Raw genomic sequence first — 13,019 nt, 5'->3', positions numbered from 1 at the left:
GACCCCACCACGTGGCGCAGTCCAGCTCTCGCCCAGCGTGAAACGGATCACCCATTCGAGCGAAGCTCGGGCGGGTCATCGTTTCGAGCGAGCCATCCCTCAGGGGGTTTCGAGCCAGATCGGGTCGATGACGCCCTCGGCGACGATCACGGCCGGTCCGGTCATGTCGATACCGCCGTCGGGGTGCTCGGTGATGACGAGGGTGCCGCCGGGGAGGTCCACCCGGTAGGTGGCGGGGAGGCCGGTCTTCGCGGGGTCGGCCCCGTCCCGGCGGGCGGTGGCGACGGCGACCGCGCAGGCGCCGGTGCCGCACGAGCGGGTCTCGCCGGAGCCGCGCTCGTGGACACGCATGCCGACGTGGCGCGGGCCCCGGTCGACGACGAACTCGATGTTGACGCCGTCGGGGTAGACGGCGCCGGGGCTGACGGGCGGGGCGGTGAGCAGGTCGCCGGCGTGGTCGAGGTCGTCGACGAAGGCGACCGCGTGCGGGTTGCCCATGTTGACGTTGTGGGCGGGCCAGCTGCGGTCGCCGACGCTGACCGTGGCGTTCTCCTCGGGCAGCAGGGCACGGCCCATGGAGACCGTGATGTCGCCGTCCTTCGCGAGGTGCACGCGCTTGGGGCCGCCCCGGGTGGCGACGGTGAGGTCGCCCTTCTCGACGAGGCCGGCGCGCTGGAGGTAGTGGGCGAAGACCCGCACGCCGTTGCCGCACATCTCGGCGATCGAGCCGTCCGCGTTGCGGTAGTCCATGAACCACTCGGCCGCGTCCGCCATGGAGCGCGCCTCGGGGTGCGCGGCGGACCGCACGACGTGCAGCAGGCCGTCACCGCCGATGCCGGCCCGGCGGTCGCAGAGCCGGGCGACGACGGCGGCGGGCAGTGGGAGGGCGTTGTCCGGGTCCGGGACGATCACGAAGTCGTTCTCGGTGCCGTGACCCTTGAGGAAGGCGATCTGCGAGATGCTCACAGGCCTACTGTACGAGGCGGCGCCGACAACCCGCACGAGCGGACCCGGCGGCCGGTCCCGCGAGCGGCACGGAGCCCGGGCGCCCGGGCCCATGACCCGCGCGGGCGGGCCCGGCGCAGGGCGTTTCCTGCCGTCAGCGCAGTCGGTCCACGCGCCAGACGGCGAGCGCGACCAGGGCGGCTCCGGTCACCGCGTACAGCGCGATCACCCGCCAGTCGGGGCGGGCGCCGGAGCCGCGGGAGGGCAGGCCCGGCCAGGTGTGCCCGACGCGGCGGGCGGCCATCATGCCCCAGCCGGCCGCGCAGCAGCTGATCAGGAGCCCCAGCATGGCGACGATGGCGCCGCCGTCGCCGAACTCGAAGGCGAGGGGAAAGGCGAACATCAGCGAGCCGACCGCGGCCAGTACGACGATGGGAGCGAGCTGCCAGATCCGCAGCTTGCGGGTGGGCCGCAGCTCGACCTCGACCTCCGGGGTCACGTCCTGCTCGTCGGGCCCGTCGGGACTCAGCCGCCCCGCGGTCTCCCGCGGTGACGGCCCGTCGTGCTGTGTGTCGCGCTGCTCCGTGTCGCGAGGGCCGGCCTCCATCGCCACGCGCCCTCCCAACTCGGACTCCACTGGTGGATCGATGCTCGATGATGGCACGATCACGGGTGCCGAATTGACGGGCGGAGCTTCCCGATGCCATCACGTGATCAGGCTGTTATGGCTCCGCTTTGGGGTTTATGCAGGTCAGGCGTCTGCTGCTGGTCGGCGAGTCAGCAGGAGGTCAGCAATAACCCCAGGTCAGCGCCCGATTACACGGTCGCGACCGAACTCGGCGAAGGGGCCGCAACTTCGTGTCGAACAAGCTTGCGCGGGGCATGGGCAGCTTCTTCAAGTCCTGCGCGTGTCGCCGCCCGGCAGGCTGCCCGCACCTCCCCACGATCCGATGCCGCAACGCCCGGGGCAAGCAGGCCGAGGAGTCCGGCTTCCCCACCCAGGACGCCGCCATCGAGCGCCTGACCCAACCGGGCGGGTCCCCGGCTTCGCCCGGGCGCCGGTATCGAGGCACATTCTGCTGCTCAAGTTCAGCCCGGCTCCGTATCCCCGTGCACAAAAAAGGCAATGGGTCATCGTGATCTGGCTCCTTTGATGACCGGTACCGGCAGGTGGCTTTCGCGCGCCACGACGGAGTTGGACGGCACAGCTGCTATACGTGGGTGCCCGGCACGCTGCGAGTGCTTCGGCCGTCCCTCGCCCCGTTCCGGCGTGCTGTCGGCATCTGCGCCCGGCGTCACCATGGTGACGGAGAGAGGGAGCGTATGAACAAGGACGCACTGGTCGAAGCCGTGGCAGGCAAGACCGCTCACACGGGTACGCGGTTGCCGACGGAGGACGTCGAGCGGGTGATCGATGCGCTGTTCGGAACCGTGGAGTACGCCGGAGTGATCGCTGAGAGCCTCAAGCGCGGGGCCGGCGTCAGCCTTGTCGGATTCGGTGCCTTTCACGTCGAAGGCTCCCGCCCGGCCTTGAGGCCGGGGCAGGCGCTGGAGGAGTACCTCGACGGCACCGTCGGCTGACCCTGCCGCGTCCGCAACCGGGCCCTGCGTGTTCGCCCCGTACGGTTGCGTCCTTGAGCGCGAGTTCCGACCGCTCGTGCCACGAGCCTGCCCGGCAGGTCAAGGGCTGGTGACGGGCCTGATCGGCTGCCCGGTCGGCGCGGCGGACTCGGTTGTGGCGCCGCTGGCGTTCAGCCGGCCGCCGCCAGAGCGGCCGAAGCACCAGACCCGAACGGCGTTGTGCCCGGGGCGTTGCCCGACGCATAGCCGCAGGCATGAGGACTCGCGCTGCCTTCTAGGAACTCACTGTTGAACTGGCGGTCGATGAGGTGCGCCCGCCTCGTGGTCGCGCGGGCCGAGCAGTCTGGAGCCGTACCAGTCCGATGCGTCGGTCAGTCCCGGCAGCACGAGGAAGTAGCCGCCCCCCGTCGTGGTGCTGAAATCCGCGAACCGCTCGCCCTCCAGCCGTTTCTGCACGGTCGCGAACTGCGATGCGATGTTCCGCTGGTAGCAGCAGAAGATGAGTCCCACATCAAGGGTCCCGTCGGGTGCGAGGCCCTGGTCGATGTTGTAGCTCCGGCGCAGCAGGACCGAGCTTTCGCTGCCGGGGGTGCGCGGGTTGGCCCGGCGGATGTGGGAGTCCAGGGGCGTCAGGCGGCCCTGCGGGTCACGTCCGTAGTCGGGCAGGTCGCTCTCCTCGCGTCCGTCCAGCGGTGCGCCGGTCGCCTTGCGCCGACCGAAGATCCGCTCCTGTTCGGCTGTCGGGACGCGGTCCCACGCCTCCGCGTGGAGCCGGATGGTGCGCAGGACCTGGTAGGTCCCGCCTCGCGCCCAGCCCGGTCCTTCCGGGCCGACCCAGACCAGCCGGTCCATCTCCCGGGCCGATGTCGTGTCCGGGTGCGCGGTGCCGTCCTTGAACCCGACGAACGAGCGTGGAGCGCCCTCGGGGCGGGGCGGGTTCAAGAAGCCGTCGGTCCGCCACCGCGTCCGCAGCAGTCCCGCGGTCTCCCGGGCAAGGTCTCGTACGACGTGGAGAACGGCGTCAGGGTGCTGGGCGCAGATCTGTACGGAGAGATCGCCGTGACAGCTTGCGGAGTCCAGCCGGTCCCCGGGGAAGTGCGGCATGGGGATGAGCCCGGGCGGGCGGGTTCGCTCCAGTCCGTATCGTCCGTCGAAGAGCGAGGCGCCGACGCCGACGGTGATGGTCAGTTGGTCCTGCGGGCCGCGTACCGCTGCCACATCCGGGTCCTTGGGTGTGACGCCCGCCGTGAGGGTACGGCACCGGACGGTCAGCGTCTTGAAGAGCGCGGCCAGCTCCGCACGGTTCTGTGCGAGGACGTCGAAGGCGACGAAGCCGCCGAACGACTGCTGGCGGGTAAGGATTCCCGCCTGGTGCGCACCGTGGAACGGCACCCCGTCATCGCCGTCCGTCGTCGGCGTGCCGGAAGCGTGGCTGACCGGCACCGTGCCGGTCAGACTCGCGGCTCCAAGAAGACACGCGGCCCCTCGTACCACCGCACGCCGACCAGGGCGCTGAGCCCGGCCGTGGTCAGTTTCCGTCATGGCCGTTCTCTCCGGGGTCGGTGATGCTGCTCTGTCCCTTTCACCTCTACCCGAGTCGGGCACTGGCGACCGAGGACAACGCCTCTCGCATCCGTATGGCGTATGGCGAGGTCACAAGACGCGCCGTTGCATCGGCTGGCCGGGGAAATGGTCCCTGCCCCGCAGCCTCCGCCACCTCAGGAGGCCCGAGGTGCCCGGTCGGCGTCAGTGCGCTGCGGAGTGGAAGGGTTCGTGGTCCCGTTCGTAGTTCGCCAGGGCCAGTCCGAGAGCGAAGAAGGTGGGGGCCCACTCCCCGACGAAGATGCCCCAGCGGTCCGCGCGTGCGGTGCCGGCTGCCTCGGCCTTCATGGATCCGCACCAGGAGGCGACGGACAGCCCGATCGACGCGAACGCCGCGGTGTAGGCGTGCTCGGACTTCAGGCCCTTCTCGTGCAGCATCTTGACGATCATGGCTCTCCTCTGGGCAGACGGGATAGCGGTCTGTATCCACCGTCGCTCAAGAGCTCCGGGCCCGCATCTCTGACCTGGCGGATAAGTTCCTGTCGGCCTGCGACGCAGCCCGACGGTCAACCGAGCGTCAAGGTCCGCAACTTTGCTCGAACCAGCAGACGGACGCTGCTGTCAGGAGCGTGGGCCGGCACCGAGCAAGGGGTCCGCTGCTCGTGAGCAAAGGGATCCGTCGACCCCCGTCCCACGGCCGCCCGATGACAGTCTGGACACCTGGCACAAAATGCCCGATGTGTCTACGGGACCGGCCACGACGCTCCCTGGCCCCCTCCATGCGGGGCACCCATCGGCTCGAAACCGCTGGAAGGCCCGCGTTGTGGTGAGTTCGGGTCGGCGGGCCCTCTGGCCTGCAAGGGTGAGTGGAGTGGAGGTCGCCCCGCCCGGGGCCAGGAGAGGCTGGGCAGGATCCGGCCACGGAGGAAGTCGAATGGCAGCGAACGGGCCTGAGCCGCTTGGGGACGATGCAGATCCCGTTGCGGTGTTCGCTGCGTGGATGCGGAATCTGCACCGGGAGGCCAGGAAGCCCAGCTACACCGAGATCGTGCGGAGGAGCCGGACGCGGTATCCCGCGGCAACGGTCAGGCAGAGCACGATCTCGGACACGTTCAACGCCAAGCGGCTCCCCCGCTGGGACACCGTCGAGCCGATCGCGTGGGCGTTGGGCGGAGACCTGATGGTCGCCGAATGTCTGGAACGCTGGAAGAGAGCTGATGCCGCCCTCTCGGCCCTGGCGTCCCAGCCCGCTCACCTCCCGGCCACGGAGGAGGAAGAGACGCCAGGAAGGCCCGGCCCGCCGCCAGGACTGCCGGGGACCGGTCCGGGCGACGAAGTGCCCGGCAGGAAGCGGCGGCGTACTTCACGACGGGCTCTGGCGACGGCGACGGTCGCCCTGTGCATTCTGGGCTACATCGCCGGCAGACACCTCACCGACGACACAGCATCGCCCGGCGCCTCCCCCACACCTACCGCCACGACGGCCTCCCCCAGCAGTACGGAGAAGCCTCACAGTTCCAGCCCTCAGCCGTCCGCAGGCGCCGGCAGACCGGCCATGGAGCAGCTGACCGCCATCTTTCCCTGGGGGGACAGGCCGATAAAGACCGCGTGGACGCGGGACGGTGAGATAGGCGTCAACGTCACCCAGACAAGCCCAAGCCTCGGCTACTTCGTCATCACCGATACCCGCAGCTGCACCGTGACCGGTGCCGCGATCGGGGAGTCCATCGTGCTCACCGGCCCCGCCGATACGTGGATCCGGCTCATCGTCACCGACATCGGCCACTTCAGCCCCGAGCAGCCACTCATGCCCGTGACCTTCCAGATCACCCGCGGACACGGCAAAGCACCTCACGGGAAAAGGTTCTGCGCCTGAGCGGCGGCACGCCACACACCAGCCTCCCGCCGACGTGCGACCCCGGCCCTTCCGTCGCCCGCGTTCGATGTCGTTCGCTGACCTTCTACAGCCCCCACCGAACGCACCCGAGCTGCCTCAATGAGTGGCGTCAGCCCGCTCCGCACCTCCGGAAGGCGCCCCTCATGACGTTCCTGATCCTGCCGCTCGCCGGCCTCGTACTCGGCGTACTCGGCCCGCTCCTGGCCACCGCCGTTGCGGTCCTGGCCCACGACCCCACCCGCCGCGCCGACGCCCGCCAGGTCCTCTGCCTCCTGCTGGCCCGCCCCGGGCCAAGGCGAAACCGACCCGAGCACTTCCCCGAGCCGCCGGCCCCGTGGACCCGCGACCACCCCGGACTGCCGCAGCGGCACGCGAAGTGATGAGGGCTCAGAGGCGCGGCGTACTGCGTGTACCGCGGGCGGCATCGATCGCATGCCCGTCCCCCCTGTGTTCCGGGCGGGGGCAGGCGCGGGTCGTCAGCTTGACCGGTCGGTCGTGCGGTGGTGTTCGGCGTTGATGCGCTGGGCTTCTTCGAGCTGGTCCTCGAGGATGACGATGCGGCAGGCAGCCTCGATGGGGGTGCCCTGGTCGACGAGTTCACGGGCGCGGGCGGCGATGCGCAGCTGGTAGCGGGAGTAGCGGCGGTGGCCGCCTTCGGAGCGCAGGGGGGTGATGAGGCGGGCTTCACCGATGGCGCGGAGGAAGCCGTGGGTGGTGTTGAGCATTTCGGCGGCCCGGCCCATGGTGTAGGCGGGGTAGTCGTCGTCGTCGAGACGGCCGAACGAGTCGTTTGCTGTCACTTGCACCTCTCTGTGGAACGCGCTTGAGGGGCCCTGGTGCCATATGGCACCAGGGCCCCGAAGGAACTGCTACACCATCGGCCGGCCGTGATCGACTGCGCCGGCTCTCTGTTTCCGCAGGCCCGCCCCGGGAGAGGTCGGGGGCTGCGGGGATCGCGGTTGCTTGACCGGAGACCACCTCACTATCGATGTCCTGCGGTACCCGGGCCCACCTCTTGCACCCGGGCGATCCTGATGGCGACCAACTCCTCCGTTCTTCCCTCTTGGTCAACTGCTTGCGTACTGCTGCTACTGCGTCCTGCTCGGTGACCTGTGGCAGCGTCACTCTTCGGCAGCCAGCCCCGTCGCCCGTCCTGCGTCTGCTCCGGCTTGGAACCCCACTGCCGAACCTCCCGGCACGCGCGCCCGCAGCCGACGCCTTTACCGAGGGACCACTCACTTCACTGCTGGTCCTGCGAACTGCTTTCGCGGGTACCGACGCCGCGTTCTCGCCGCGGCCCCGCTCGCGGCGGCCCCTGAACCCGCGGGCCACCCGGTCCGGCCGTCAGTCCCGTCGCCGTCCTGCAACCGCTGGCTTCGAAACTCCACCGCCGCACCGTCCTGCACACGGCAACTGCGTGTACTGCTGCCCGCCAGTTCGTCTCTGCCGGGCTCTGCTGATCTCGGCTACGAGAGAAAACATAATCACGACCTCGCCGAATGTCTACCTTGGTCGTCACAGATTTTCCGTGGCCGGACATTGAGGTAATCGAGCGCTGCCGGGTTGGGGGCGGCGGGGCGGGGCACATGGAACACCCACGCAGGACCGGCAGTGACGAGCAGAGGAGACCAGGGTGAACCTGACGAACACGATGCGCGTCGACGCCACCGCCACTCGCCCCACGGCCACCGTCGCCGATGCGCGGGAGAAGGCCCGGAGCTTCCTCGAAGCCCTCTCAGAACCGGCTCTCGCCCCGGAAGCCGCCGACACCGTGACCCTGGTCGTCTCCGAACTCGTCACCAACGCACTGCGCCACGGAGGCGGTACCTACACCCTCCGCCTGACCGCCCACCCCGACCTCATCGAGGTGGCCGTCGACGACCCCAGCCCGCAGGCCCCACGCCTACGCGCCCCCGACATGACCGGCGCCACCGGCGGCTTCGGCTGGCGCATGGTCAACCACCTCGCCCGCACCACCGCGGTCATCCACCGGCCCACCGGCGGCAAAACCGTCAGCGCCTTCCTCGCCCGATAGCACCACGCCCCCGGACGGCCACCGCCTCGCATCGCAACGGGGCCGGTAAACCGGGACGTGGCACCACCGAGGCCGGCTGGAGGCCGAGCAGGCGCAGACTGCTGCAACGCGCCAGGCCGGGGCACGTCGAATCCTCGCAACCTGCGCTGGAAGCGAGCGCCGGGAGTTGGCTGGATCTGCCGACGACGAGGCCGGAGCGGACAGCAGCGGTGCGTCTCCAGCACGGCGAGCGTGGTGACGACCGGCCACATCGGCTCGTCCGGTGTGCGGGAGCCGGAGGCGGCCGGTGGCCGGTGGCCGGTGGCCGGTGGCGCGGAGCTTGTCGCCGGAGACCAGGTCGTGGATGACCGCGAGGGCGACCGCCGGGTCGGCGACGTTGCAGGGCAGGACCATCTCGTCGGTGGGGCAGACGGTGGGGGAAAACCGGGCCGTGCTGCCGTGCCGGTCGCCGGGCACGGTGGCGTCCTCCAGGAAGCCGTCCAGGACTAGGGCGCCGTCGTTGCTCACGGTGTCAGCCGGCCTTCCCCGGCACCCGTTCCTCACCAAGGAAGGACTCCACATGTGCCTGCTGACTGGACGTGGTCGTGGTGGATGCCTCAAGCGCCTGGGTGGCCGGGCGGTCGATGGTGATCTCGGGCCCGGTTGAACGGGCCGACGAAGGTCCAGTGATTCGCAGGAAAAGGGACGGCGTCGTGTGGGGTGCGCAGGAATGGGCTCTAAGCGAGTCCGATCTCGATGATCTGGTCTCCCGGGTGCGGGAGGAAGGGGCGGATACCCGGGTCGTCGAGGCGGTCAAGGTCGCGCTTCCCCATGGCGAGCTACTGGCTCCTGCGGATAGGCACGGTCTGAAGCGTCGCACCGTCGTCTACGCCCTGTACTACGGCGGCAAAGCCCTGGACTGTCTCCTACTCCACCTCAGCGAGCAGTCCGCGGAGTACGTGCGTCGGCACGCCGGCTGCCTTGCCGAGTACCTGGACCACGCCGCCGTATGGGCGCTGCAGGAAATCGTCCAGTTCCTCGCCGCCTCCGGGGTTCCCCGTAGTTGCGCTCTGGAGGTCGGCGGGAAGGTCCTGGAGTTTGCTGCCTGACCGACATCGTCGCGGGCGGGCAGCCCACAACGGCAGATATCACCGGCTCGTTGTTCATGACGTTCCGTGACGTGCACTCGCAGTACGTGGCTTCATTCCATCGCAAGGAGACAGATAGTGAGCCGTTCGCTGAGCCCCGTGGTTTCGCTGGCCATGGTGATCGCTGCCATGGCCGTGGGGCCTTTGCCGACTGCTGAGGCCGCGGCGGACGGGGGCACCCCCCGTAGACACATCGCCTCGTACCACACGGAGCACGCTTGCGAGGAGGCAGGCCGGGACGGCGAACGCGCTGGGCGGTGGAAGGACCCCCAGTGCGTCGAATCCCCCTGGCACGATGTGGACCCGTGGGACCTGTGGGTGAAGTGAGCCGGAATCCGCCTGCGAACGCTACCCGGGCGCACAGCCGGGCGGTACGGATGGCCGGCATCGCCGCGGCGTTTCTGGTCGCCGCCCTGGTGTTGAGGCTCGTGGTGGTGTTGCTGACGAGAGGCCGGTGGCTTGCCTCCCACTATTCGGAGCCGCAGGCGACCGCCGAGGTGACGCGCCTGGTCGTCGGTCTGCCGGTCTGTGTGATTGCGGTCCTGCTGCTCGCCGACCGGTCCGGGCGCCGAATGGGCGCACTGCTACTGGCCGCCGGAGCCGTGTGGATCGTTCCGCCCGCTGTGTTCGACGTGTTCGCGTCCCTCGGCAGCGGCATGGTGCCGGTGGACGCGGCGATGATCCTGCTGGGAGCAGTGGTCATCACCGGCCATCCCTTGACGGTTCTGCTCTTCCCTTTGTGTTTTCTCCCCGGAACCTCTTCGAGATGGTGGCGGTGGGGGGTCGCCGGGGTAGTCGGCTGCACCTGTCTGGGATACGGGACGGTGTGGGCGCTGGGGACGCCCGGTGTGCCCCCGTTTCTCAGCCCGTGGTCCGACACAACGGCGACACAGTGGGCTCTGGAGTTCCTGGACCCGCTGGGCGAGGCGCTGGACTGGGTGAGTGGCGTGGTGACCGTTGTGGTGACGGCGGATTTGGTCCGGCGCTCACTGGGCATGGCTGCCGGGACAGGTCGGCGGGTGTGGGCGCTGCTCGCCATGGCCTACCCGGCCTGCGTCGTGCTGTTGCTGTCGGGGTGGTGGGGTGAGCGCTGGACCATGGCGGCCCACGCGGCGGGGGGCGCGGTGTGGGGGGCCGTGATCTGTCTGACGGTGGCCCGTGGCGGTATGTGGAGACTGGAGCGCGTCACCAGTCACCGGCTGTCCGTCGCGTTCGTACTCACTGCTCTGGTCGCCGCAGCGGTCTGCGCCGCCGTGGTGGCGTGGGCGGTGCTTCCGACCGCGAGCAGCGCGGCTGTGCCTGTCGTCGCGGGCTGTGCGCTGGCGGCGGGCTGGGCTGCCAGGCCCGCCGCGCACCGGGCGACGCTGGCGGTGGAGCGGTTCTTCTACGGTCCGCGGGCCCGGCCTCACGAGGCCATGAAGGCGTTGGTGGTAAGGCTGCGGCAGGCTCCGCACCCCGGAGAGGTCCCTGAACAGATCTGCCGCAGCGCGGTGGAGGACCTGGGGCTGTCGGGAGCGACGGTCAACGTGGACACCCGTTCAGGGCCGCGGCAACTCGCGGCCGTGGGCGTCCCGGTGGCCGACCCGAGGCAGATCTTCGTCCTGCGCCACCACGGACAGGTGGTGGGCCGCCTGGAGGTGGCGCGCGATGGTGCCAGCACGCCCGCTGAACGCGACAGTGACCTGTTGTCGCTGCTCGCCGACCAGGCCGGCCCGGCGCTGGCCGCGCTACGGCTGGCCGAAGAGGCGCAGGCCGCCCGGGAGCGCCTGGTCCTGGCCCGGGAGGAGGAACGCCGCCGCCTGCGCCGGGAGATTCACGACGGTCTCGGCCCTCACCTCGCCGCCGTGCAGATGAGGCTGGGCACCGCCCAGGCGTGCAGCCCGTCGGCCTCGGCGGCTCCGGAGCACCTGCGGATGGCCGCCGAGGGGCTCGGTGAAGCGCTGGCCGAAGTACGGCGTATCACCGCCGGTTTGACGCCGGCCTCCCTCGTGGAGCGAGGCCTGCTCGACGCCACCCAGGTCCTCGCGCACCGCTTGAGCACCGAGGCCGTACGCGTGGCGGTGGTCGGCCCGGATCTGCCGCTGCCCGTCCTGGCACCCGCGGTGGAGACCGCCGCCTACCGCATCGCCTCCGAAGCGCTGACCAACGCCGTCCGTCATTCCGGGGCGCATCGCGTCCAGGTCGCCTTCAGCGCCGGCCCTACGACGCTGACGGTCACCGTTACCGACGACGGGACCGGCCTCGGCACCCAGGCCGTTGCGGGGACCGGCCTGGCCTCGGTCACCGAACGGGCCGAGGAGATCGGCGGCAGCTCCGCAATCGAAACCAGCTCCAGCGGCACCACTGTGCGAGCCACCTTGCCCATGACCCCTCTGCACGAAGACCGACAAGGACGACGATGAGTGAACAGACCGAAGCAGCCAGCAGGCACAGCGAAGCCAACGCGTCCGTCTGGCGGGTGCTGCTTGTCGACGATCATCCCCTCTTCCGGGAGGGACTCGCCGCAGCGGTCGATCTGGACGACGGATTCAGCGTGGTCGCGCAGGCCGCCAGCGGCGAAGAAGCCCTCACCGAAGCTGCCCGCACCGCCCCCGACCTGGTTGTCATGGACCTTGGCCTGCCGGGACTGTCCGGCATCGAGACCACCCGGCAACTGCTCCGCGCGCACCCGGACATCAGGGTCGTGGTCATGACCATGTCCGAAGACGATGACAACCTCCTGGCGGCGATGCGGGTCGGCGCCCGCGGCTACCTCCTCAAGGGGGCCGTACGGGAGGAGATCCTGCGTGCCTTGCACACCGCCGGACAGGGCGGCGCGGTCTTCAGCCCTCGCATGGCCGAACGCCTCTCCTGTCTCTTCGCCGCCTACAGCAGCGCCCCCGCCAAGGAAGCGTTCCCGACCCTCACCCCCAGAGAACGGGAGATCCTTGATCTGCTGGCGAGTGGACTGAGTTACGGGCAGATCGCGCAACGACTGTTCGTCGTACACAAGACCGTAACCAACCACGTCGGGTCCATCTTCTCCAAGCTGCAGGTGCACGACCGTGCCGCGGCGATTGTGCGGGCCCGCGACGCGGGACTGGGACCGGGGCCGGGGCAGGGCTGAGGCCCGATCCTCCGTCGCATACGCCCGCTCAGGGTCGGTCCACAGGCCCCCCCACCATCGAGCCCTGGGTCATCGGACGCGGCGGAACGCCGCCCAGCCCCCGAGCTCGGTTCCGCGACGCTCCGCGTGTTCGCATGCGGAGCAGGTGTTGGTCGTGGTGCGTAAGTGCTGGTCGCAGCCACCTGTCGATGGCCGCGACCAGCATGGTTGCTTCGCCGACTCTCACTCCGGGCAGGTCAGGCCCGGGCGTGAGGGCGTCTCATGCTCAGCGGTCGGTGTACAGGGTCCACCAAATGGCCCCGTTGGCGCAGGTGTACCGCGACCACTGCCCCCGCTCGATTCCTTCCTGCCCGGCCTCGATGCACCCACCACGGGTCCAGTACGTCCCCTGCTTCACGTCGGAGGGCACCTGGGCTGCCGACAAAGCAGCAGCCGTGACGGACATCGGGGCGGTGGCGCTTTCGGCTGCGACGGCCTGGGACACCCCCGTACCCATCGTCGCGGCCACGATGACCGCGTATCCGGCGATGCCAAGACGCATACGCTTCATGTGCTGTTCCTTCCTCAGGAAACGGGAACCCGGAAGACCACTGTGCCGAGCACTGCTGCCCGCCGGATTCGGACAATCAAAGCTTCGGCCGCCCGCCGACCCAGGCGCATGGGCCATCCGCCCCCTCGCCGCCCAAACCCGAACACCGCGTCCAGTCGACTCCTGGCACGCGAGTCATCACTGGCCGAAACCCTCAAAGCGTCCAGTTCGAGGACCCGCGTTGCGGGCCAGGGGGA

14 protein-coding genes are annotated in these 13,019 nt (G+C 69.9%); 8 read left to right on the top strand and 6 right to left on the bottom strand.

Translation table 11 applies throughout. The features are described 5' to 3' along the window. Positions 1–99: 99 nt before the first annotated feature. Both dapF and AC3CH1_RS21435 read right to left on the bottom strand, forming a co-directional pair. Positions 100–966, bottom strand: a complete 867-nt coding sequence (gene dapF / locus AC3CH1_RS21440; protein WP_488464365.1) for a diaminopimelate epimerase — start codon at positions 964–966, stop codon at positions 100–102. 133 nt (positions 967–1,099) lie between these two features. Next, a complete protein-coding gene (locus tag AC3CH1_RS21435) occupies positions 1,100–1,552 on the bottom strand; it encodes a hypothetical protein (protein ID WP_488464460.1) in 453 nt (150 codons plus the stop codon). Positions 1,553–2,268: 716 nt separating this feature from the next. Here AC3CH1_RS21435 and AC3CH1_RS21430 point away from each other — a divergent pair. Continuing rightward, positions 2,269–2,526, top strand: coding sequence for an HU family DNA-binding protein (locus AC3CH1_RS21430; RefSeq protein WP_488464364.1), 258 nt, complete (start codon positions 2,269–2,271; stop codon positions 2,524–2,526). 282 nt (positions 2,527–2,808) lie between these two features. Here AC3CH1_RS21430 and AC3CH1_RS21425 read toward each other — a convergent pair whose 3' ends face one another. Beyond that, positions 2,809–4,068 (bottom strand): Dyp-type peroxidase, encoded by a 1,260-nt coding sequence (locus AC3CH1_RS21425; RefSeq protein WP_488464363.1) that lies wholly within the window; start codon positions 4,066–4,068, stop codon positions 2,809–2,811. 204 nt (positions 4,069–4,272) lie between these two features. Then, entirely contained in the window at positions 4,273–4,518 is a 246-nt protein-coding gene (locus AC3CH1_RS21420; protein WP_069755615.1) for a hypothetical protein, read from the bottom strand. Positions 4,519–5,068: 550 nt separating this feature from the next. Between AC3CH1_RS21420 and AC3CH1_RS21415 the strand changes: the two genes are divergently transcribed. Together AC3CH1_RS21415 and AC3CH1_RS21410 are read left to right on the top strand one after the other, a co-directional pair. Continuing rightward, positions 5,069–5,944: a hypothetical protein gene (locus AC3CH1_RS21415; protein ID WP_488464362.1), complete on the top strand. Its 876-nt coding sequence runs from the start codon at positions 5,069–5,071 to the stop codon at positions 5,942–5,944. A gap of 164 nt (positions 5,945–6,108) precedes the next feature. Then, the gene (locus AC3CH1_RS21410) at positions 6,109–6,345 is read left to right on the top strand and encodes a hypothetical protein (protein ID WP_488464361.1); all 237 of its coding nucleotides are present in this window, start codon (positions 6,109–6,111) and stop codon (positions 6,343–6,345) included. Positions 6,346–6,441: 96 nt separating this feature from the next. On the opposite strand, the gene AC3CH1_RS21405 is transcribed toward AC3CH1_RS21410, so the two are convergent. After that, the gene (locus AC3CH1_RS21405; protein ID WP_488464360.1) at positions 6,442–6,765 is read right to left on the bottom strand and encodes a helix-turn-helix domain-containing protein; all 324 of its coding nucleotides are present in this window, start codon (positions 6,763–6,765) and stop codon (positions 6,442–6,444) included. Between the two features lie 833 nt (positions 6,766–7,598). On the opposite strand from AC3CH1_RS21405, the gene AC3CH1_RS21400 reads away from it, so the two are divergent. The 5 genes from AC3CH1_RS21400 (at position 7,599) to AC3CH1_RS21380 (ending at position 12,233) form a co-directional block, all read left to right on the top strand. Further along, entirely contained in the window at positions 7,599–8,000 is a 402-nt protein-coding gene (locus AC3CH1_RS21400) for an ATP-binding protein (RefSeq protein WP_488464359.1), read from the top strand. 231 nt (positions 8,001–8,231) lie between these two features. Continuing rightward, on the top strand, positions 8,232–8,489 hold the full coding sequence (locus tag AC3CH1_RS21395; RefSeq protein WP_488464358.1) for a hypothetical protein: 258 nt from the start codon (positions 8,232–8,234) through the stop codon (positions 8,487–8,489). Positions 8,490–8,584: 95 nt separating this feature from the next. Further along, entirely contained in the window at positions 8,585–9,088 is a 504-nt protein-coding gene (locus AC3CH1_RS21390; protein ID WP_488464357.1) for a hypothetical protein, read from the top strand. A 416-nt stretch (positions 9,089–9,504) separates the two neighbouring features. Then, entirely contained in the window at positions 9,505–11,529 is a 2,025-nt protein-coding gene (locus tag AC3CH1_RS21385) for a sensor histidine kinase (protein ID WP_488464356.1), read from the top strand. After that, entirely contained in the window at positions 11,526–12,233 is a 708-nt protein-coding gene (locus tag AC3CH1_RS21380; RefSeq protein ID WP_488464355.1) for a response regulator, read from the top strand. The genes AC3CH1_RS21385 and AC3CH1_RS21380 overlap by 4 nt, the downstream gene beginning before the upstream one ends. 265 nt (positions 12,234–12,498) lie before the next feature. Here AC3CH1_RS21380 and AC3CH1_RS21375 read toward each other — a convergent pair whose 3' ends face one another. Then, positions 12,499–12,783, bottom strand: coding sequence for a hypothetical protein (locus AC3CH1_RS21375; RefSeq protein WP_488464354.1), 285 nt, complete (start codon positions 12,781–12,783; stop codon positions 12,499–12,501). Between the last annotated feature and the right edge of the window lie 236 nt (positions 12,784–13,019).

Source organism: Streptomyces sp. MGP-P1, from assembly GCF_057766565.1.
Note: the sequence above shows the minus strand (reverse complement) of the source record. Positions and strands in the feature narration are given on the sequence as shown.